The organism is Frateuria sp., assembly GCF_035944355.1.
GTDB lineage: Bacteria > Pseudomonadota > Gammaproteobacteria > Xanthomonadales > Rhodanobacteraceae > Frateuria_A.
Map to the genome: position 1 here is coordinate 114553 of NZ_DASZBH010000007.1, position 20966 is coordinate 135518.

Annotated in this window: 22 protein-coding genes; 5 read left to right on the forward strand and 17 right to left on the reverse strand. The window is 69.2% G+C overall.

The window, feature by feature from the left end; translation table 11 throughout:
• Positions 1-24: 24 nt before the first annotated feature.
• The gene (locus VGU03_RS04090; protein WP_327473095.1) at positions 25-387 is read right to left on the reverse strand and encodes a response regulator; all 363 of its coding nucleotides are present in this window, start codon (positions 385-387) and stop codon (positions 25-27) included.
• An 18-nt stretch (positions 388-405) separates the two neighbouring features.
• On the reverse strand, positions 406-720 hold the full coding sequence (locus tag VGU03_RS04095; RefSeq protein WP_327478851.1) for an STAS domain-containing protein: 315 nt from the start codon (positions 718-720) through the stop codon (positions 406-408).
• Between the two features lie 187 nt (positions 721-907).
• On the opposite strand from VGU03_RS04095, the gene VGU03_RS04100 reads away from it, so the two are divergent.
• The 5 genes from VGU03_RS04100 to VGU03_RS04120 all read left to right on the forward strand — a co-directional run bounded on the left by VGU03_RS04100 (position 908) and on the right by VGU03_RS04120 (position 4786).
• Positions 908-2065 (forward strand): flagellar hook-length control protein FliK, encoded by a 1158-nt coding sequence (locus VGU03_RS04100; RefSeq protein WP_327478853.1) that lies wholly within the window; start codon positions 908-910, stop codon positions 2063-2065.
• Complete coding sequence (locus tag VGU03_RS04105; protein WP_327478855.1) at positions 2062-2319, forward strand: flagellar biosynthesis protein; 258 nt, start codon at positions 2062-2064, stop codon at positions 2317-2319. The genes VGU03_RS04100 and VGU03_RS04105 overlap by 4 nt, the downstream gene beginning before the upstream one ends.
• A 152-nt stretch (positions 2320-2471) precedes the next feature.
• A complete protein-coding gene (locus VGU03_RS04110; RefSeq protein ID WP_327478857.1) occupies positions 2472-3113 on the forward strand; it encodes a c-type cytochrome in 642 nt (213 codons plus the stop codon).
• Positions 3110-4024 carry a c-type cytochrome gene (locus VGU03_RS04115; RefSeq protein WP_327478859.1) on the forward strand — a complete coding sequence of 305 codons (915 nt, stop codon included), beginning with the start codon at positions 3110-3112 and terminating at the stop codon, positions 4022-4024. Before VGU03_RS04110 ends, VGU03_RS04115 begins: the two co-directional genes overlap by 4 nt.
• A 129-nt stretch (positions 4025-4153) precedes the next feature.
• Positions 4154-4786 (forward strand): DsrE family protein, encoded by a 633-nt coding sequence (locus VGU03_RS04120; RefSeq protein WP_327478861.1) that lies wholly within the window; start codon positions 4154-4156, stop codon positions 4784-4786.
• An 80-nt stretch (positions 4787-4866) separates the two neighbouring features.
• On the opposite strand, the gene VGU03_RS04125 is transcribed toward VGU03_RS04120, so the two are convergent.
• The 15 genes from VGU03_RS04125 to flhF form a co-directional block, all read right to left on the reverse strand.
• On the reverse strand, positions 4867-5370 hold the full coding sequence (locus VGU03_RS04125) for a type IV pilin protein (RefSeq protein ID WP_327478863.1): 504 nt from the start codon (positions 5368-5370) through the stop codon (positions 4867-4869).
• 8 nt (positions 5371-5378) lie between these two features.
• A complete protein-coding gene (locus tag VGU03_RS04130; RefSeq protein ID WP_327478865.1) occupies positions 5379-9095 on the reverse strand; it encodes a pilus assembly protein in 3717 nt (1238 codons plus the stop codon).
• Positions 9096-9110: 15 nt separating this feature from the next.
• Complete coding sequence (locus tag VGU03_RS04135) at positions 9111-9626, reverse strand: pilus assembly PilX family protein (RefSeq protein ID WP_327478867.1); 516 nt, start codon at positions 9624-9626, stop codon at positions 9111-9113.
• Positions 9623-10702, reverse strand: a complete 1080-nt coding sequence (locus tag VGU03_RS04140) for a PilW family protein (RefSeq protein WP_327478869.1) — start codon at positions 10700-10702, stop codon at positions 9623-9625. Before VGU03_RS04140 ends, VGU03_RS04135 begins: the two co-directional genes overlap by 4 nt.
• Positions 10699-11190, reverse strand: a complete 492-nt coding sequence (gene pilV, locus VGU03_RS04145) for a type IV pilus modification protein PilV (RefSeq protein WP_327478871.1) — start codon at positions 11188-11190, stop codon at positions 10699-10701. The genes VGU03_RS04140 and pilV overlap by 4 nt, the downstream gene beginning before the upstream one ends.
• 11 nt (positions 11191-11201) lie before the next feature.
• Positions 11202-11771, reverse strand: coding sequence for a GspH/FimT family pseudopilin (locus tag VGU03_RS04150; RefSeq protein WP_327478873.1), 570 nt, complete (start codon positions 11769-11771; stop codon positions 11202-11204).
• Between the two features lie 532 nt (positions 11772-12303).
• The gene (locus VGU03_RS04155; RefSeq protein WP_327478875.1) at positions 12304-12765 is read right to left on the reverse strand and encodes a chemotaxis protein CheW; all 462 of its coding nucleotides are present in this window, start codon (positions 12763-12765) and stop codon (positions 12304-12306) included.
• Positions 12766-12796: 31 nt separating this feature from the next.
• Entirely contained in the window at positions 12797-13840 is a 1044-nt protein-coding gene (gene motD / locus VGU03_RS04160) for a flagellar motor protein MotD (protein ID WP_327478877.1), read from the reverse strand.
• The gene (locus VGU03_RS04165) at positions 13837-14577 is read right to left on the reverse strand and encodes a flagellar motor protein (protein WP_327478879.1); all 741 of its coding nucleotides are present in this window, start codon (positions 14575-14577) and stop codon (positions 13837-13839) included. The genes motD and VGU03_RS04165 overlap by 4 nt, the downstream gene beginning before the upstream one ends.
• Before the next feature lies 1 nt (position 14578).
• Positions 14579-16537, reverse strand: a complete 1959-nt coding sequence (locus VGU03_RS04170; protein WP_327478881.1) for a chemotaxis protein CheA — start codon at positions 16535-16537, stop codon at positions 14579-14581.
• 12 nt (positions 16538-16549) lie between these two features.
• Positions 16550-17191, reverse strand: a complete 642-nt coding sequence (locus VGU03_RS04175) for a protein phosphatase CheZ (protein ID WP_327478883.1) — start codon at positions 17189-17191, stop codon at positions 16550-16552.
• Positions 17188-17595: a chemotaxis response regulator CheY gene (locus VGU03_RS04180; protein WP_327478884.1), complete on the reverse strand. Its 408-nt coding sequence runs from the start codon at positions 17593-17595 to the stop codon at positions 17188-17190. Before VGU03_RS04180 ends, VGU03_RS04175 begins: the two co-directional genes overlap by 4 nt.
• 91 nt (positions 17596-17686) lie before the next feature.
• Complete coding sequence (locus VGU03_RS04185) at positions 17687-18454, reverse strand: RNA polymerase sigma factor FliA (protein ID WP_327478886.1); 768 nt, start codon at positions 18452-18454, stop codon at positions 17687-17689.
• A gap of 1 nt (position 18455) precedes the next feature.
• Positions 18456-19382: a MinD/ParA family protein gene (locus tag VGU03_RS04190; protein ID WP_327478888.1), complete on the reverse strand. Its 927-nt coding sequence runs from the start codon at positions 19380-19382 to the stop codon at positions 18456-18458.
• 14 nt (positions 19383-19396) lie between these two features.
• Positions 19397-20848, reverse strand: coding sequence for a flagellar biosynthesis protein FlhF (flhF, locus tag VGU03_RS04195; protein WP_327478890.1), 1452 nt, complete (start codon positions 20846-20848; stop codon positions 19397-19399).
• Positions 20849-20966: the final 118 nt, after the last annotated feature.

Here is a 20966-nt window from a genome sequence, read left to right on the forward strand (position 1 = left end):
CGCCTACTCTCTCTGCTCTTCGGATCAGCCGAGCACGCGCTTGACGGTGGCCAGCAGCTGCTCCGGGTCGAACGGCTTGACCAGCCAGCCGGTGGCGCCGGCGGCCTTGCCTTCCATCTTCTTGTCCGTGTGCGACTCGGTGGTCAGCATCAGGATCGGCACGCCCTTGTAGTTGGGCCGCGTGCGCAGTTCGCGCACCATGCTGATGCCGTCCATCACCGGCATGTTGACGTCGGCCAGCACCAGGTCGAAGCCATTGGCCGAAGCCGCGTCCAGCGCGAGCTGGCCGTTCTCCGCCTCGGTCACTTCGTGGCCGGCCCCGCGCAGGGTGTAGGCCACCATGCCGCGCATCGAAGCCGAATCGTCCACCGCAAGAATCTTTGCCATCGTCTTTCCTCGTTTGCGTTACGCCGGCATCGCTGCCGGAAGATCCAATGCCTTGACCAGGCCCAGCGTGTCCGCCGCCTCGCACAAGGTCGCGCTGGCGCCGCGCCAGCTCACCGCGCAACCGCGCGCGAGCGCCTCGCGGCGGAACAGCGTCAGCAATTGCAGCGCCGCGGTATCCACGCGTTCGACCGCGCGGCCGTCGATCCGGGTCGCCGGTGCGTCCAGCGCACCGAGCAGATCGCCCAGCAATGCCGTCTGTGCCGCCATGCGGCAGTCCGCCGGCAGGCCGATCTCGACCGTGGCCGGCGCGCCGTGTTCTCGTTTGCTGCCCATGCTTGCCTCCGCTACGTACCGGCCCCTGCGTAGGGCTTTATCGGCGCGATGCCGGGGGGCTTTAGCCGGTTTCAGCGATGGCCCGCCATCCGCGCATGGCCGCCGCATTCAAGTTATCGTCCGCCCGGCCGATGCCTTTACCGACTGCACGGAACCGGCCCTTCCCGGCCGGCAGGCAGGAGAGCGCGTGATCATCCAACCCACCAGCCTCGCCGCGATGACCTGGGCGGGTGCCGCCTCCGGCACCGCCGCGGAAAGCTGGCGCGTGGGCGCCATGCTGTCCGCGCGCCCGCTGGGCATGGGCGAGCAGGGCCGGATGGTGCTGCAGATCGGCGCGCTCACGGTGGAAGCCGATCCGCTGGGCATTCCGCTGCCCTCGCAGTTCCAGGTGCGCGTGCTCGCCATGGGCAACCCACCATTGCTGGAGATCATCGCCGGCGCGGGCGCCGATCCACTGGTACAGCGCGCCCTGCGCGAACGCCTGCCGCAGCAGAACGGCTATGCGCCCCTGCTGGCCACGCTGGGCGCACTGGCGCAGCGCCCGGTGGTGCGCCAGTTGCCGCCGGAGGTGCGTGCCGCGCTGGCGTTGCTGGACCAGGGCGTGCGCACGCCGCAGGACCTCACCCGCGCCGACGGCTTGCGTGAAGCGATCGCGCGCAGCGGCCTGTTCCTGGAATCCGAGCTGGCCCAGCCGCGCGCCAACCCGCTGCCGCTCGGCGAGGAGGACTTCAAGGGCGTGCTGCTGCGCCTGGCGGCCCTGCTCGACCGCCAGCCGCGCCTGCCTGCCCACGTGCCGGCCAGCGGCGCCGACACGCCGCCGCCGCTGCGCCAGCGCGGCCTGCAGGCGCAGCCGCGCGCTCCCCTGCCCCTGCCGTTGGCCGAAGCGCCGACCGAGGATGACGTCGGCCAGTTGCTCGCCCGCCTGCGCGGCGACGTCCATGCCGCGCTCGCCCGGATCGAAATCGCCCAGCTCGACGCCGCCGCGGCACAGGCGTGGATGATCGAGATTCCCCTACAGGGCGCGCACGGCCGCGACGTGCTGCAGATCCACCTCGAACATGGCCAGGACACGGAGGCCGGCGGCCACACCTGGACCCTGGGCTTCGCCCTCGACCTGCCCGCGCTGGGCCCGGTGCAGGGCGAGCTGCAACTGCGCGACCTGCGCCTGAACGTGCGCCTGTGGGCCGAGCGCAGCGCGACTACCGAGCGGCTCGAACGCCAGTTCACCCCGCTGCGCCAGCGCCTTGCGGCCAGCGGCCTGCAATTGGACCAGCTGAGCTGCCAGACCGGCCTGCCGCAGGGCCACGGCCAGGCCAGCGCGCTGCTGTTGAAGGCCACCGCGTGAACCCCGGCCTTCCTGCGCCGCAGCGCCGCGTCACCCTGCGCCTGGCCGGCCCCGAAACCAGGACCGCCCCGCTGCCGCCCGAGGCGCTGGAGCTATTGCTGGCCCGCGCCCGCGCGCTGGGCCTGTCGCTGCACCACGACCCCCAGGTCGCCTCGATCCTGGCTACCCTGCGCCTGCGCGACGACGTGCCGGTGCTGCTCTACGCGGCCGCCGCCGCGGTGCTGGCCAGCGTCTACGACGCGGCGCAAGAATAGGCCGCCAGGGCGCGGGGGCGGCAATCGCTGCTCGTCCGGCAAGGCGGCTGTCAGCGCGAAGTCAGGACGCTCCTGACGTTTCGTCCACGTCGCGTTCGCTATTTGTCGAGCCCGGTGTTCCAGGGGACGAACTTGCGATGTGCAGCAGAGGCATGAGGCGTCTGGCGGTGACCGCTTGGTCCGTGCTGGCGTGTCCTTTGGTGGCGCACGCCACGACGGCACAGGCGCTGGCCAGCCAGGGCAACGGCCACGGCGTGCCGGCGTGCCAGTCGTGCCATGGCGCCGACGGCGGCGGCCAGGCGGCTGCGGGATTCCCGCGGCTGGCCGGGCTGGATGCCGCTTACCTGCGCAAGCAACTGGCCGACTACGCTGCCGGCACGCGGCTGCATGCCGTGATGCAGCCGATCGCGCGCGCGCTGTCGGCGGACGAGCGCGCCGCGGTGGCGGGGTACTACGCGCAGCTGCCGGCACCCCGTCCGCCCGCGGCGCCGAAGCTTCCGGCGGACGGACCCGGAGCGATGCTCGCCATGCGCGGCCGGTGGACCGACCGCGTACCCGCCTGCGAGCAGTGCCACGGCCCCGGAGGCATCGGCGTGGGCGCGCATTTCCCGCCGCTGGCCGCACAACCGGCCGCCTACATCGCGGCGCAGCTCACGGCCTGGCAACGGGGCGAGCGCCGCAACGATCCGCTGGAGCTGATGCGGCACCTGAGCCGTGCGCTGAGTGCGCAGGACATCGCCGCCGTGGCGCAGTGGTTCGCCGCACAACCAGCCACGCGCGGCGACACCCCATGACGCGCCTGCCGGCCCTTGCCCTGCTCGCCCTGGCTGCGCTCGGCGCCGGCGTCGGCCATTGGCTGCCGCTGGCCCGTGCCGCCGATGCGCGGCCAGCCGCCGAGGGGCGCCAGCCCGCCTTCGTGCCGCCGCCGGAGTCGGCGATCCCGCCGGGCCCCTATGGCGACATGGTGCGCCTGGGCCGCGAGATCTTCCGGCACACCCGCCAGAACGCGCCCGCCTACGTGGGCAACGGCTTGGACTGCGCCAACTGCCACTTGGACGCCGGTCGGCTGGCCGGCTCCTCGCCGCTGTGGGGCGCCTACGGCATGTACCCGCAGTACCGCAAGAAGAACGGACACGTGAACAGCTACGGCGAGCGCCTGCAGGGCTGCTTCATGTACAGCATGAACGGCAAGGCGCCGCCGCTGGACGACAAGGTGATCGTGGCGCTGGAAACCTATTCCTACTGGATGGCGCAGGGCGCGCCGCTGGGCGTGAAGCTCCCGGGCGCCGGTTATCCGCGCGTGCCCGCGCCGGCCAAGGCGCCCGACTACGCCCGCGGCCAGGCCGTGTTCGACCGCGACTGCGCGCTCTGCCACGGCGCCGACGGCCAGGGCCAGCAGGTCGCCGGCCGCTACGTGTTCCCGCCGCTGTGGGGCAAGGACTCGTTCAACTGGGGGGCCGGCATGCACGAGCTGGACAAGGCCACCGCCTTCATCAAGGCCAACATGCCGCTGGGGCGCGGCGGCATGCTGAGCGACCAGGACGCCTGGGACGTGGCGATGTTCATGGACGCCCACGAGCGCCCGCAGGATCCCCGCTACACCGGCGACCTCGCCGCCACCCGCAAGGCCTTTCACGATACCCCCATGTCGCTCTACGGCCGGCGCGTCAACGGCCACCTGCTCGGCTCGCAGCCCGCACGCTGAGGGAGACGTCAGCCATGCACCTGGCGTCCTACCGGCCAGCCGCGGCCGCCAGCCTTGTCCGGTGCTTCACATACCTTTCCTACACTGGACGGGCGCCTTTCGCAGGCAACCGTTCGAATGGAGGTCGAAATGTCCTACAGCAAAGCCACCGCCATGTCTGATGAGCTCGCAACGTCACCCGCTCGCAAGGTATTGCTGTGGAGCGGTACCGCGCTGTTCCTGCTGGCCGCTTGCGCCATCGCCGTGGTGCTGGCCAACCGCAGTCCGACGCCGGACCCGCGCCTGGCTTACCCACGCATCCAAGCCGCCGGCGGCGTGCTGCCGGTGGGTCCGCACGCACTGATGCCCTCGACCACCACCGACCATCGCCTGTATGTGGACGTGGACGGCGACGGCCGCGAACGCGGCGGCGTCAACGCGCGCCTCCACACCGCCGCCAAGCTGCTCAACCTCTACGCGCTCGCCGGCGTGCCGGACGACAAGGTGCACCTGGTCGTGCTGTTCTACGGCAAGGGCGTGGACCTGGCCCTGTCCGACGAGGCCTACCAGGAGAAGTTCGGCCACCCCAACCCCAACGCCGACGTCATCAAGCAACTCCGCCAGGCCAACGTGTCGATGGTGGTCTGCGGGCAGGCGCTGGGCCACCAGAACTTCGTCACCTCCGACATCCGCCCCGGCATGACGCTGGCGCTCTCGGCCCTGACCGCACGCGAGGAACTGCAGGCCGTGGGCTATGGCGAGGTGCCCAAGGAGCCCGAGTAGCGCTCGCCCGCAGGGCCTGCTGCGCCAGATGACAGCCGGAGGGCCCGTCCGGCGGGCGCCGGGGCTTGTCCGCCCCGTGGCTATTGTTGCCAGCAGGTGGCGGTCTGATCGTTGCCGCCGGCGTCGGACGCCGATTTGACGTTTTCGCTGGTCACGCTGATCGATGCGCAGGTGGTATCCCGCGCCTGCGGCGATCCCGACGCGGGGCTTGCGGTGAGCTTGTACGAAGTGGACAGCGCGCCGGACGTGCCTGCGGCCAGGGCGATCGCGTAGAACCCCCCTGGCGAGGTAGCCGGCAGGGCGTTGCAGCCGGCCGGCGGCGACGTGGAGTTGACCTTGCTGTAGTCGAACGTCTGCGCGTAGCAGCGCTCCAGTATCCCCTGGTCCAGGGAAAACGCCGCGTAGGCGTCGGACCGCCGGCTACGCTGGGCGTAGCGCAGGTAGTTCGGAATCGCGATCGCCGCGAGAATGGCGACGATCGCGACCGTAACCATCAGTTCTATCAGGGTGAAGCCGCGCCGGCCGGGTCTGGCCGTCGGGGCCAGGACCAGCGTGTCGAGGGCGCATGGGGTTGTAGCGGTCATCGTCTGCCTCACTGGATCTGCCACCAGCCGACGCGGCCGGACTTGTCGCCAATGGTCGGTACGGCCTTCAGCCCGTTGGCGGTACTGATGATCTGAAGGTTCGCGCCACTGCCGGTCCGCATGGTCGTCGGGGCGGCCGCATAGGCGTTGGACACGAACACGCCCGTGGGATTCTGCCCGTTCACGGTATTGCCCGGTCCCACGCTGGCGCCGCCGTTGAGCCCGATCGCGGCCCGGGAGAACGGGCCACCGGTGCCGTAGGCCACGTTCATCAGGTAGGACGTCGGCAGGCCGCATATCGAGCCGGTGCCGCCCGGAGGTACGTTGATGGTAAAGAGCACGCCACCGCTTTCCACCTGCGAGTCGGTATACGACCTGGCGCCGCCACCCAGCGGCGTGAGATCGAAATACCAGCCCTCCTGCGGCGACAACGACAGCGTGGCCGGCGGCGGCGAGGGATTGTTGATGGTGATGGGCGAATAGGTCAGGTTGACCGTGTTGTTGCTCGACAGGATCACCGGCGTGCTGGTCGAGCCGCTCGTAAAGGTACTGAGCGACAGGGTCTGTGCCTGCAAGTTGCTGCGCGTGTAGGGCATCGTCGGTGCGGTGCCCGAGGGATAACTGCTCAGGTCGCTGCTGTTGTCCCACACGCCGTAGAAGCTCTGCGGGTTGGTCGTGGTGAGGTCGCCGGTGACGAAGAAGCGCCCTGTGCCGAAGTAGACCATCAGGCCGAGTTCGGTCGGGAAATTGGGATTGGGCGTCAGCGACGGCGTGGAGGTGATGGGCTGCGGGTTGCCCGAGCTGTCGCGTGCCTGGAACAACAGCTTGACGGTCCAGTTGGACGGGTTGGCGTCGCTGATGTTGATGGCCCACAGGTTGCCCTGCAGGTCGCCTGCGTAGGCCATGTCCGCGGGCACGCCCACCAGCCCGCTGGAATTGGCGGCCGCCACGCCCGACAACCCGTTCGGCAGGCTGCTGCTGCAGGCGCTGGCCGGCACGCCGGAGGCCGAGCACAGGTTGATCTTGGCGATCACGCTGCCGTCGGACGCGTTGACGGCATAGAAGATCGGCTGTTCGCTGGCGCTGTTGTAGCCGTTGCCGAACAGCACGGCGAAGCCGTTCACCTTGGCGTTATTCGAGCTATCGGTCACCGTGACGGCATTGGAGCGCACGATGACGGGCGTGCCGTAGCTGAGGCCCATGCCTGCGTCGGTGAATTCCCACTTCACCGCGCTCGCGACACTGGTGTCGGAGGTGAAGCCCGCAGGGTTGGTGACGTCCAGCGCGTAGACGCTCTTGCCGCCGGCGTTTTCCCCACCCACCAGCAAGGTGTGCCAGTTGCCGTCGGAGAGCAGCGCATCGCCCACCTGCGGCGAGCCATCGACGAAGAACTGGTGGTGGTAGTAGTAGAGCGGATCGGTGAGCGCATAGAGATTTCCGAACACCGCGTTCGGGATGAAGGCCATCTGCTCGTTGCCGGTCGCCGCCGAAACCCCGTGGAGCATGCCGTCGTTGGCGCCGAAATAGAGCATCGGCGTGCGGCTGGCGTTGTTGGTCACGAAGGTCTGGTAGGAACCGTCCGGGAAATAGCTGGACGGCGGCCCGACGAAGGCGGGCGAACTGTCGACCACGTCGCCGAGCAGGTGCGCGCGGTTCCGGAACGGGCCGCCGCTGGTCTGTTCCTTCGCGTGGCTGCCCCTGAGGTAGTCGACGCGTATCTGTCCGTTGCTGTCGGAGGGTTGCAGCTGCCCGCGCAGGGTGGTCGAGAGGTTGCTCCACTGGAATGGCACGCCGACCGGCGCCACGGTGCCCGAACTGTCCGTGTGATAGGGATCCCAGGTGGCGATGTTGCGTGCGGTTCCCTGGATGTCCAGTTGGGCCTGCACGCTCCAGGTCGGCGTGCTGCTGATCACGGCGCCGGTGCTGATGCTGTATTCGTCCAGGTCGCCGATCCACGCGTTGCCGGTGGAGGCGCCCGGGGTGAACGTGGCCTGGTAGACCATCGAGTTCGCGTTCAACGAGGTGGAATTGGCCGCCGCGGAGCTCGAGGAACTGTTCTGGCTGGACACGTTGGCCAGGATCGCCTGCAGGTCGGTCACCAGCGCGGCCGGGCTGGTGGCCTTGAAATACTTGTCCGGGCTGGCCGAGGCGGTGCCGCCGGCTACGGCCATCGCCGCCAGCGTGGCAGCCGCCTGCGGGTTCTTGCTGGGGTCGACGCCGGCGCCCAGGCCGATCACGTAGGTCTGGATGCCGGCCTGATTGAGGGCCTGCAACTGGCTGATGGTGTCGGTCAGCGCCTGGTCGTTGGTGGTCTTCAGCGACCCGTCCGTGTTGAACGTGGCCGTGACGCCGTAGCCGCTGGCCGATGCGCTGCCGAGGGGCGGCCAGAGCTTGTTGGCCAGGTCCTGCGTGGGCAGGCCATCGGTGATCAGGACCACGTACTGCTTGGGCTGCGCGCATCCATTGCTGCTGGTGGGCAGGCTGCTTTTCAGCGTCGCCTGGGCGCCCTTCAGCAATCCCGCCAGCGGCGACTGCACGGTCAGCGCCTTGATTTCGCTCGAGGAGCCGCTGTTCGTCTCGGGCTTCAGCGACGGCGTGAAGGCCGCCACCGCCGTATTGACCGAGCTGGTAGTGGGCGACAGGCCCGCCGTGGTCATTTTCACCACGGTAGTGCCGGTGGTGGCCGAGGCGGTGGAATAGAAGCCGAAGCCACGCTCGGCATAGATCACCTGCGTCGAATAGGGAACGTAGCCCGCGTTCGTCGGATTGGTGGAGAAGCCGCCGTTGTTGGGCGAGCTGCTGTCGTAGCCCACCGAAATGCTGCCGCTGTTGTACTGGGCAAGCGTGAAATTGGGCGGGAACGGCGAACTGGGATCGCCACCGCTCCTGTTGTAGGTGTCGAAGACGCCCGACAGCCCACTGGCGTACAGGACGTCGTTGATGCTCGGATCGTCGCTGGAGGCGGCGATCAACATATAGGGGTAGCCGCCGATGGTCCCGCCATACAGGCTGTCGATCGATGAGCAATTGCTCCGGACGCTGGACGAAGCACTGCTGTACTTGTAACAGGGATTGGCGATGTAGCGCGTCCCCAACGGCGGATTCGTGTTCGAGGCCGAAAATTTGAACCCGCCCTCGGGCGACATCAGGTACACCCACGTGGTGTAGGTGGAGGAACTGGGCGCGCTGTAGTCCATCAACGCGAAGTCGGTGCTGGGCATGTACTGCTGCAGGATCGCGCTGATGCCTGCCTTGGCCACGTTGAGCCGGCTGGCGCTGTTGTCGTACTGCGTGCCGCCGCTGCTGGTGTCGTACTCGGCGCCGCTGCTGTTGACGGTATAGGGCGCAAGGACCGTGCTGCTACCGGCCGGTACGGCGCTGCCGGCATTGAGCGGCGGTGTGAAACCGCTGGGCACCGTGTAGTCGACCGGTGAACTGGACGAGCTCAGCGAGGACAGGCCCGTGCTGCTGCCGAAGGCGCCCGAACCGGTCATGATCGCGCCGCTCAGGTCGCCGTCCATCGACTGCGAGTTGCCGAGCGCGAACAAGACCTGTGGATGCACCGGCTGCGCGACGGTCAACGGGATCTGCGAGATCGGCAGTGGCGAGGCGGTCGCCGCGCGGGCGGCCGGCGAAAGGCTCAATGCGCCGCAGAAGAACACGCCCACAGCCGCAACGAACACGGTGTTGAGCGGACGAAGGACGCGGGGCTTAGCGATGGTCATGGCGATGATCCGCAGTCATGGTTTCTGGTAGAGCGCCTGCAGCATCACCACACCGTGGTTACCCGGACCCACGACGCGAGCGGTAATGCGGAAAACCCTCACGACACTGCCGCCCTTGGCGCGGACCGAGGGCAGCATTTCGATCATGTACTTGCACTCGCTGACTGCCGGCACCGAGGCGCCGCACAGCGTGGAAGAAGACGCAAAATTGGACGCGCTCTTCCAGGGCAACGGCTTGCTGGCGCCGTAGTTGCTGGCGTTGAAGAAATACATGCCCCCGGTGTTGCCGTAGTACGCAGACGGCGCCGAGGAAATCGCGCCGCTGTTCAGTCCGCTGATGACGCCGGTCAGTTCGCTCTCGGCGGCCTGCAACGCGATCTGGCTGACCGCGGCGTTGGTGGCCATGCGCGTCTGCGAGCTGATCTGCTCGATGATGAGCAACGACGCGATCGTGAGGACCAGGAGCAGGATCAACACCACCGGAAGCACGATGCCGTCCTGCCGCGGCGCATGCCCGCGCGAAATGCTCATAGCGTGTCGTTCCGGGGGTTGATGGTCATGCTGAACACATGGCGCAGACGCGTGTCGGCCGGCACCGTGATCGCAGCGTTGAGCAGCTGGTAGGTCTGCGGTCCGCTGGGCATGGGCGCGGACCCGAGGGGCCCCTCGACCAGGAAGCCGAGCCTGACCGTGGTGACGGCGGTCCAGTCGGTGACGCCGCTGGCGTCGAAGTACTCGGTCGCCTGCGACGCAGGGCCGGTGCCGTACAGGGCCTTCATGGCGATCACGCCCGGCACCATTTCGGTGACGGTCCAGGTAGCGCCGGAGGCCGCGCCGCTGGCCGGCAGCGTCATCACGCCGCGGAACAGGGCGCTCTGGCCGGAATCGCCCTTGCCCACGAAAAACACGGTCTGCTGCAGCGGAATGATCTGGGAATCCTTCGGATAGGCCGGCGTGCCGTTCGGCCCGCTGCTGAAGGCCAGGCTGGTGCCACTGATGCTGGTGATCTCGAAGGCGGAACTCTTGCCGCAGTCCGAAATGGCCACCATCTGCGGACCGCCGCCGTTAATCTTGCTGAGCTGGCTGACATCGTTGACGAGGATCGGGCTGCCCAGCACGGGAGCCTGTACGCCGATGGGCGAGGCGCCCGGGGCCGCCCCGATCATCGAGATCACGTCGCTGCCCTGCTCCGCACCGCCAGCCTTCACCAGCGAGGCGTCCAGGGTGGGCGTCCAGTCCTTGGCCGTGGTGTCGTTCGCGCTGTTGTCCACGACCTGCGTGGGGACGGTGCCTGTGAAACCCTTCACGCTGCTGGTGGTATCGAAGGTCAGGGGCGTGGCATGCGTGCCGATGTAGGAGACGATGCCGCTGCTGATCGCGCCGCAGCCCACGAAACCCGTGCCGCGCGCCACCGGCGAGATGACCGCCGAAATCGCATTGTCGGCGTCCTGGATCAGCGCCTGCGCGGACGAGTTGCTGTAGACCTGCCGTTCGGCCACGAAGATCACGATTACGCCAGCGGCAACGACCAGGCCGATCGCCATCGCGATCATCAGCTCGATCAGTCCGAACCCCTTTACACGGCGGGTTGTGGGTTTCGCTCTCATAGCACGGTAACCAGCGTGAAGGTCGGGTTTGCCGCGGTCTTGCTTGCGCCGAACGCGGACTGCGCGGGCCGGTCGCTCCATTGCACCAGCACGGTGACCGTGCTGCCTCCGGTTCCGGTGGCGACGCTGACCGAGCCCAATCCCGAGGGAAGATCCTTCTTCAAGCCGGTCTGCCACTGCCAGATGTCGTAGGCGGCCATCTGTGCCGATGTGCAGAGCTTCACGCCACAGTCCGGCGACGGGGCGGTGGTCGACGGCGCGGTCAAGCTGGCCGTATAGGCGCTGGAGGTCTGCGCAGCCACGGCGTTCGCGCGAATGCGATCCACCATGTCATAGGCGTATTGCACGGCCTGCTGCTTGAGGTAGTTCGAGCTGGCGCTGCGGGTAGCCGTGAGCAGGGTGCCGGCGACGCCCAGCATGCCCAGCGAAACGACCACTACCGCCACCAGCACTTCGATCAGGGTGAAACCGCGTTGGGCTCGTTGCATGTTCACACCGCTCAGGGACAGGTCAGCGCCGAGCCGTCGGGCGCGGCGCCGGGAACGGAAGACGACTGGATGTATCCGGTGGCGTTGATCTGCACCGCCCTGGCCTTGGACGCGCCGCGCGAGTCGCACACCACCAGGGTCTCGTTGCCGGTCGTTATGCCCGGCACCAAACCCAGCGCATTGAAGTCGAAAGACGTGCTGCCGTGCACGGCAGTGATGGTCGGCGTCGTCCCCGAGGATTTGAGCGCATGCGTGGACAGCTGCGTCGCCACGGAGGCACTGCTGGGGACCGTGATGGCCTCCCAACCGCTCGCCCAACTGCCGGAGGGACAGGAGGTACCCGTCGGACTGGCGGTTCCGGCGCACAGGGATGCCGGCTGGTCCAGATCCAAAGCCTGATTCCGGGTGTAATGGAGTGCCGCGACCAGGCCGTCGACGAGGCTGTCGCGGCGCCCGTTCATTACGTAGGTTCGCAAACTCGGCAGCGCAATGGCTGAAAGAATGGCGACAATGGCGATTGTCACCATCAATTCGATAAGCGTAAAACCGTAAATCGGCAATCGCCATTGGCGGCCGGGCATTTTCATCGATCCCCCCATTTAATCGACCCAGGCCGGTATCTGCCTTTCTGGGCGCGCCTTTTGCGACCTTGGAGCGCCATGGGCGCCGGTGGCCAGCGAAGGCGGAGTCATTATGCATGGCGGGTACATCGCGACTGCCGACCATTCGTCGGAATTTCGCTACCGCTGGTCGGGCAGGAATTTACGCACGCAAAATCATGGAGGACTCGCGCGAAATTGTTTGCGATTTACGTATTTTCATACGCAAGATCGAATGCCAAGGCGGCCGAGGCTGGCAAGCCCGTTCCAGCGAACAGCATGCGAACCGTGACGTTCGATTCTTCCCCGTCGGAGGTTGCCCAGGGTGGCTTGGCCGGAGGTTCGGTCGTTCCGCCCAAGAGCGCCTCCGCCTGCCGGCGCCTTCCCCCGGCGTCCGCGGGGAAGGATTCGCGCCTTGGGAGCGCCGATACCGGACGTCGCCGGTGTCACGCCCGCCGGAGCGGCGCGGATACGCGTGGCGGCAGCGGAAGGATTCGGCCGCCGTATCGACCGGTCAGGCCGTCTCGGTCTGCGGCAACCGGCACAGGCGCCGTACGTCGAGCAGCGCGACGAAGCCGCCTTTCCACGGCAGCACGCCGGTGACCGGGTCGTCGGTGCGTACCGCGCGCCCGGGCGGTGGCGGGGCGACGGCGACGTCCGGGACGAGCAGTTCGCCCACCGCGTCCACGCGCAGCCCGATCCAGTACGTGGCATGGGTAAGCATCACCACGCGAACGTCCTCACTGTCCGCGTCGCAGGGAGGCAGCCCGAGGCGGCGGCGGCCGTCGAGCACCGGCACGACGCGGCCGCGCAGGTGCCGTACGCCGAGCAGGTCGGCGGCGGCGCCGGGGACAGGGGTCACCTCGCCCATGCGGATCACCTCGCTCACCTGCGCCAGCGGCGCGGCGTAGGCCTGGCCGTCCAGTTGGAAGGTCAGCCAGTGCGCGGCGGTCGAAGAGATGGCCGGAGAAGTCATGGCCTTGAGGCTCCAGGAGGGTGGCGCGGGCTCATTTGCCGCGCTCCGGGGTGACGATCAGCGGGGGCTCGGCGATACGGATCGGGCGGGCCTGCGCGGAAGCATCGCGCGGCGCGCCGGCCTCGAGCAGGTTGGCCGCCGGCAGCAACGCGGTATCGGCCGCGGGCATCGCCGGAGCGGTGGACGCCGCCCCGGCGAGCTGGCCGGCCTGCTCGGCGTCGCCCGAATAGCGCACCGGTGTCGCGTGGTCGCTCAGCACCACCACCAGCACGCGGCGGTTGCGGTTGCGCCCTTCCGCGGTGGCGTTGTCGGCGGCCGGGCGGAACTGCCCCCAGCCGATGATCCCCAGCCGGTCGGGGCTGACCCCGCTCTCGCTGAACAGCCGCGCCACGCTGGCGGCGCGCGCGGCGGAGAGTTCCCAGTTGGACGGATAGACGGCCGTGTTGATCGGCTTGTCGTCGGTATAGCCCTCGACACGCAGCGGATTGCCGAACGGCGCGAGGATGCCGGCGAGGCTGCTCAGCACGGCATCGGCCGGGCGCGAAAGCTGCGCCACGCCGCTGGGGAACAGGATGTCGGTGCGGATCTCGATCTCCAGCCAGTTGGGGTTGCGCCGCACCACCACCTGCTGTTTGTCGATCAGCGGCTGCAGCGCCTTTTCGACCTGGTTCTGGATGCGCGTGAGGTTGGCCTGGCGCTGTGCCTCCTGGGCGGCCTGCACCTCGCGCAGGGTTTCGTGCGGCGCGCGCTGCGCGACCGCGCGCAGCGGCGCCGGACGCAAGGGGATCGGCACCGCGATCGGCGCGGTGGCGGCACCGGGCTGGCCCGGCGGCGTGGCGATGGCCGGGTCGACGTTGTGCGGCTTGGCCCGTTCGGCCGGCATCGGCGCGATCACGTGGCTGGAGCCGTTGAACGCCTCGATGATCGACTCGGACATCACGCGGTACTTGCCCTCGTTGACCACCGACACCGCGTACATCACCACGAAAAAGGCGAGCAGCAGGGTCATCAGGTCGGCATAGGGGATCGCCCACGCCTCGTGGTTGATGTGGTCCTCGTGATGCTTGCGCTTCACGACAGGTAGCCTTGCAGCTTGGCCTCGATCTGCCGCGGGTTGTCGCCCTCGGCGATGCAGACCAGCCCTTCGACGAGGATCTCGCGCATCTGCGTCTGCTTGCGCACCAGGCCCTTGAGCCGCGCGGACATCGGCAGCATCAGCAGGTTGGCCAGCCCGACACCGTAGATGGTGGCGACGAAGGCGGCGGCGATACCGTGGCCGAGCTTGCTCGGGTCGGCCAGGTTCTGCATCACCGCCATCAGCCCCATCACGGCGCCGATGATGCCCATCGTGGGCGAGTAGATGCCGGCGTTCTCGAACACCTTGGCGGCGACCAGTTCGTTGTGCTCGCGCGCCTCCAGTTCCACTTCGAGCACGCCGCGGATGGCGTCGGGCTCGCCGCCGTCGACCAGCAGCTGCAAGCCCTTGCGCACGAATCCGTCGGATTCCTGGTCGATCTGCGGCTCCAGGCCGAGCAGGCCCTGGCGGCGCGAGATCTCGCTCCAGTTGACGATGCGCCCGATCAGGTCGGACGGATGGAACAGCGGCGGCCGGTAGACCATCGGCAGCATGCCCAGCGCGCGCCGCAGCACGGCGCCCGGGGTCTGCACCATCAGCGCGGCGACGGTGCCGCAGAACACGATCACGAACGCGGCCGGATTGATCAGCGCGCCGACGGTCGAGCCCTTGAGGATGGTGCCCACGATGATGACCAGGAAGGCCAGGATCGTGCCGATGAGGCTCACCACATCCATGTCAGCCCGCCGCCCTCAGGGATGGAAGCAACTGCCCGCCCTCGTCGGCGAGGCCTGCAAGGTCGAGCACCAGCGCCAGGCGGCCGTCGCCGGTCACGGTGGCGCCGGCGATGCCGGGCACGCCTTCGAACAGCGGGCCCAGCGGCTTGGCCATGACGTCTTCGCGCCCCAGGACTTCGTGCACCAGGCAGCCCATGCGCTGGTGGCCGATGTGCAGCACCACCACGTGCCGCGCCGGCGCGCCCAGCACGCCGGCCCAGCCGGCCAGGTCGCCCAGCGGCAACGCGCGGCCCCGGTGGTTGGCGACCAGGCGGCCATCGAGCATGCGGTCCTGCCCGGCGGCGAGCTCGAAGACCTCCTCCACGTTGGAGAGCGGCAGCGCGAACAGGCGCGGTCCGACGCGTACCATCAGCACGCGCAGGATCGCCAGGGTCAGCGGCACGGTCAGCTGCAGTTCGCTGCCCTGGCCGAGCCTGGAATGCACCTGCAGGGTGCCGCCCAGCTCGGCCACGCGCGTCTTGACCACGTCCATGCCGACGCCACGGCCGGAGATGTCGGAGATCTGCGCGGCGGTGGAAAAGCCCGGGCGGAAGATCAGCTCGTAGCACTCGCCCTCGGACAGGCGCGCAGCCTGGGCCTCGTCGATGACGCCCTTCTCCACCGCCTTGCGCTTGAGCACCTCGGGATTCATGCCGCGGCCGTCGTCGGCCACGGAAATCACGATGCGCTCGCCTCGCTGGCTGGCCGACAGGCGCACCGTGCCGCGGCGGGACTTGCCCGCCTTGAGCCGCTCCTCGGGCATTTCCAGGCCGTGGTCCAGCGCATTGCGCAGCAGGTGGATCAGCGGATCGGCCAGCGCCTCGACCAGGCTGCGGTCCAGGTCGGTGCCCTCGCCCTCGGTGACCAGGTCCACTTCCTTGCCCAGCTGGCGGGCGAGGTCGCGCACGATGCGCGGAAAGCGCTGGAACAGCCGGCCGACCGGCTGCATGCGCATGGAGAGCACGGCGCCCTGCATCTCGTCGGCGACGCGGTCGAGTTCGGCCGCCGCCTGCGCGAGTGTCTCGTCGCCGCTCTTCTGGGCCAGGCTCTGCAGGCGGTTGCGCACCAGCACCAGTTCGCCGGCGCGATTGACCAGCGCGTCGAGCCGGCCGGTGTCCACGCGCACGCTGGTTTCCGCCGGGGCGGCGGCGCGAGCGGGGGCGGGGGCGGGTGCCGGAGCAGGAGCAGGAGTAGGAGTAGGAGTAGGAGCATGTCCCGATGTCTGCGCGGCGCCGGGCGCGCCGTCCTTGCCGTGCAGGCCATCCAGCAGCGCTTCGAATTCGTCATCGGCGATGGTGTTGCTCGCCGCCGGCGTGGCCACGCCCGGCGCGGCCTTGCCATGCAGGTTGTCCAGCAGCGCTTCGAATTCGTCATCGTTGATCGTGGCCGGTGCGGGCGCCGCCGGCGGCACGGTGCCGGGCGCGGCGGTGCCGTACAGGCTGTCGAGCAGCGCTTCGAATTCACTGTCGTCGATGCTGCCGTCGGCCGGCGGGGCGGCCACGGGCGCGGCCACCGGCGGCGCGGCCGGTGCCGGCGCCGCGGCGCCCGGCGTCAGCCGCTTGAGCAGCGCCGGCGGCGGCATCGCCATGGAGGCGCCGCTGCGCAGCGCGTCCATCATCGCGTTGAGCAGGTCCAGCGCCTCCAGCAGCGCGTCCATCCGGCCCGAGTCCAGCACCAGCGCGCCGTTGCGGGCGACGTTGAGCAGGTCCTCGGCATGGTGGCACAACTGCACCATCGGTTCGATGGCGAGGAAGCCGGCGCCGCCCTTGACCGTGTGGAAGGCGCGGAACACCGCATTGAGCAATTCGGCGTCGCGCGGATTGGCCTCCAGCTCGACCAGCTGTTCCGACAGGCGCTCGACCAGTTCTCCGGCCTCGACCAGGAAATCGTCGCGCAGTTCGGCGTCGAGCGAGGGATCCATCGCCGGTCGCCCTTAGAAGCCGAATTCGCTGAGCAGGCGGTCCGCCTCGTCCTGGCCGGAGATCTTCTCCACCACCGGCGGCGGCTCGCGGCCGGCCAGGGCGCCGGTCAGGTGCACCAGCTCCAGCAGCGAGGATTCGACCGACTCGATGAAGTTGACCACCTTCTTGATACGCTGGCCCGAGAGGTCCTGCCAGGACTGCGCCATCACCATGTCGTTCAGGCCCTCGCGGCAGTTCGCGGCGAAGGCCACGGCCTGGTTGGCCAGCACTGCGGCGGGATCGCCGGGCTTGGCCCAGGCGGCGACCTGCTCGGCGTTCTGCGCCAGCGCATCAGCCTCGGGGCTCATGCGCTCGGCGAAGTCGATGCTGCGGTGGGCGGCCTGCGCGCTCATCTCCAGCACGTCGTTGAGATGCTTGCGCACATCGGCGACGCGGCCAGGCACGCCCTCTTGCGCCAGGTCGTTGCCGAGCCGGCTGACCGCGCCGTGCAGGTCGCGCGCGAGCAGGCCCAGCGCGCGGAACAGGTGCTGCTCGCGCTGGCGCACCAGCGCGTCCAGCGCCTGCTCGAAGGCGGCGCCGTCGGTGCTGTTGAGCAGGTTCTTCAGCTCCGCGGGCATCGGCCCTTCATGGATGGTCGAAAGCACGGCGCTCATGCGCTGGCTCCCGCGGCGGCGATGCGCTCGAAGATCTTGGTGAGCTTCTCCTTGAGCGTGACCGCGTTGAACGGCTTGACGATGTAACCGTTCACGCCGGCCTGCGCCGCGGCGATGATCTGGTCACGGTTGTTCTCGGCGGTGACCATCAGCACCGGCATGCCCTTGAGCGAAGGCTCGGCGCGGATCGCGCGCAGGAGGTCGATGCCGGTCATGTTGGGCATGTTCCAGTCGGTGACCACCAGGTCGAACGGCTGGCTCTTCAGCATGGTCAGCGCGTTGTTGCCATCGTCGGCTTCCTGGATCAGCGGATTGCTGAAGCCGAGCTCCACCAGGAGGTTCCTGACGATGCGCCGCATGGTGGAGAAGTCGTCCACCACGAGGATCTTCATGTTCTTGTCCAACGCTTTTTCTCCGTTGCGAGGGTTGCCGCGAACGCCCGCTTCTTCGTGGCGCCGTCCCTGCCTTCGCAGGAGCGACGTCCGGTGTGTTCTGTCATTGCCGCCGTGATGCCTTCTTCTTCGGTGCCGCCTCGCCGTCGCGCCAGTCGCCCAGCCGCGCGCGCAGGCGCACGATCGCCTGGCCGTGGATCTGGCACACGCGCGATTCGGTCACACCGAGCACCGCGCCGATCTCCTTCAGGTTCAATTCCTGCTCGTAGTACAGCGACATCACCAGCTGCTCGCGTTCGGGCAGGCCGGAGATGCCGTCGATGAGCGCCTGGCGCAGCCCGTCCTGCTCGATGCTTTCCGAGGGCCCGAGGCTGGCCTGGTCGGCCACGTCGAAGGCGGGCGAGCCGTCGCCGTCGTCCGGCGCGGTGAGGCTGAGCAGCCGCGCGCTGGCGGCGTCCGCGAGCACCTGGTGGTATTCCTCGGCACTGATGCCCAACCGCTTGATGATCTCGGCGTCCTCGGCGTCGGAGCCGGTCTCGATCTCGATCTGGCGCACCACCTCGGCGACCTCGCGCACCTTGCGATGCACCGAACGCGGGGTCCAGTCGGTCTTGCGCAGCTCGTCCAGCATGGCGCCGCGGATGCGGATGCCCGCGTAGGTCTCGAAGCTGGCGGCGCGGTCGGTGGCATAGTGCCGCGCGGCCTCCAGCAGGCCGATCATGCCGGACTGGATCAGGTCGCCCACGTCCACGCTCGGCGGGAGGCGGCCCATCAGGTGATAGGCAATACGACGCACCAGTGGCGCGTGCTGACGCACCAACTCATCTGCACTCTGTTTCTGCAGTTGAAGGTATTCCGATGCCACGCTCATCTCACCACCCCGCAGCCGGTACGGCCTGGCCACCGAAGAAAGCGATGCGGTCCAGGCCCGCGCGCGCGGGTTCTTCCCAGTTATCGACCGCACCGGCCAATTGCTTGAATGCCTGCGACGACCGGGCGGCCGGCCACAGGTCCACCACCGCGTTCTGACGGCGGATCGCCTGCTTGAGGCGCTCGTCCTGCGGCACCATGCCGAGGAAGTCGAGCACCACGTCCAGGAAGCGGTCGCTCACCTTGGCCAGCTTCTGGTGCAGCGCGCGGGCTTCGCCCAGGTTGCGCACCAGGTTGGCGACCATGCGGAAGCGGCGCACCCCGAAATCGCGCGAGAGCACCTTGATCAGCGCATAGGCGTCGGTGAGCGAGGCCGGCTCGTCGCAGACCACCAGGATCACGTCGTCGGCGGCGGCCGCGAACATGGCCACGTTGTCCGAGAGGCCCGCGGCGGTGTCCACCAGCAGGTAGTCCGGCGGCCTGGGCAGCTCGTCGAAGGCGCGGATCACGGCGGCGTGCTCGCCGTTGCCCAGCTGTGCCAGGCGGCGCGCGCCGGAGCCGCCGGGGATCACTTTCAGCCCGTGCGGCGCCTCGAGCACCAGTTCCTCCAGCGTGGCGCTGCCGTCGAGCAGGTGGCCCAGGTGCCGCGAGGGCGCCAGGCCCAGCAGCACGTCGACGTTGGCCAGGCCCATGTCGGCGTCCAGCAGCATCACGTCGCGGCCGGCCATGGCCAGGCTCATCCCGAGGTTCACCGCCACGGTGGTCTTGCCCACGCCGCCCTTGCCGCCGGCCACCGCGATCGCGCGGCAACGGCGGCGCGGCGCGCCGAGCTGGACCGCCTGGTGCGGGCGGTGCGGTGCGGGCGGTGCATCGTTTCGGTCGCCCGTGATCGCGTTGAACATGTCTTTCAAGCCCCACGCCTGATTCATTGCAAGGATTCCGCTCATGCCTGGGCCACCATCGTCCCGAAGCGTTCGGCCAGCAGCGCCTCGTCGGCCGCCGGCGCATGGCCTTTGAGTGCCTGCGCGGCGCGGCACACCAGCAGGCGCGCGTCGGCGGCGGCGATGTCCTCGGGCACGCGCTGGCCGTCGGTGGTGTAGTCCAGCGCCAGCCGATGGCGGATCAGCACCGACAGTGCGCCGCCGAGGCTCGGCGCCTCGTCGAGTTTGGTAAGGATGGCCGCGTGCGGCTTGATCGGCAGGTAGGCGCGCACGGCATCCTCCAGCGACTGCGCCTGCGCGTTGGCGGCCAGCACCAGGCAGGCGCGCAGCTCGCCGGCCTCGCGCAGCGCATCGAGCTGCTCGGCCAGGCGCGGGTCGTTGCCGGCCAGCCCCGCGGTGTCGACCAGCACGGTGTGGCAGCCCTTCAGCAGCTGCAGCACCTGGCGCAGGCTGTCGGCGTCGTAGGCCGGGTACACGCGCACGCCGAGCAGGCGGCCGTAGTGTTCCAGCTGCGCCGCGGCGCCGATGCGGTAGTGGTCGGTGCTGACCAGCGCGACCTGCGAGGCGCCGTGGCGCACCACCGCCCTTGCCGCGAGTTTCGCAAGCGTCGTGGTCTTGCCCACGCCGGTCGGGCCGACCAGCGCGGTCACGCCGGCTTCGTCCGAGCGCCCGCGGCCGCTCACCGCCAGGCCGCGGCTCAACATGCCCAGCGGCAGGTAGCGCGCCTGCTCGGGCGTCATCTGCGCCGGCAATTCCTCGGCCAGTGCGCGGGCGACGTCGGCGTCGATGCCCAGGCGGGTCAGTTCGCGCAGCACGCGGGCGTGCATCGGCTGGCGCCGCTCCATGTCGTTCCAGGCGAGGCTGGAGAGCTGCATTTCCAGCATCTCGCGCAGGCTGGAAAGCTCGGCGCGCATGCGCACGGTGTCGGCCGCGGCGCGCTCGATCAGCGGATGCACCGGCGCCGCCTCGGCCGGCGCCTCGGCGGCCGGCTGGCTCTGGGCACGGGCCTCGGCCTGCGCCTGGATTCCCGCCGGCACCCCTTCAGCCTGGGCGCGGGACGCAGCGTGCGCGGAACGCGCTTCCGGGCGTGCCGGCGTCGGCTCCCTTTCCGGAGCAACGGGCCGGGACGAGGCCTTGGCGGCATGTTCGGCCGGCGTCGGACGATTGGCGTGCGCCATCGTTTCGACACGAGCCTCCCGCACCGGCGGCGGAGGCGGCGTGGCCGAAGCGGCGGCGTGCGCCGGCAGTGCCGGCGGCACCGATGCCGGTTCCGGCGCCGCGCCGTGCCGCGCGGCCTCGCGTACCAGCGCCTCGTCGTAGTCGACCGCGGCGATGATCTCGATGCCCTCGTCCAGCCGCCGCGTGGACAGGATCACCGCATCGGGCCCTTGCTCCTCGCGCACTTCGCGCATCGCCTGGCGCATGTCCGGCGCCACGAAACGTTTGATCTTCATGGGCGCGGGCTCCGCGCGCGGGGAACGGCAGGAGAGCGGGGAACGGGGAACGGGGAACGGGGAACATCACCACCGAGGCAGGCATGGGGAGCACGTTCCAACCGAGCGCCCGCAAGCA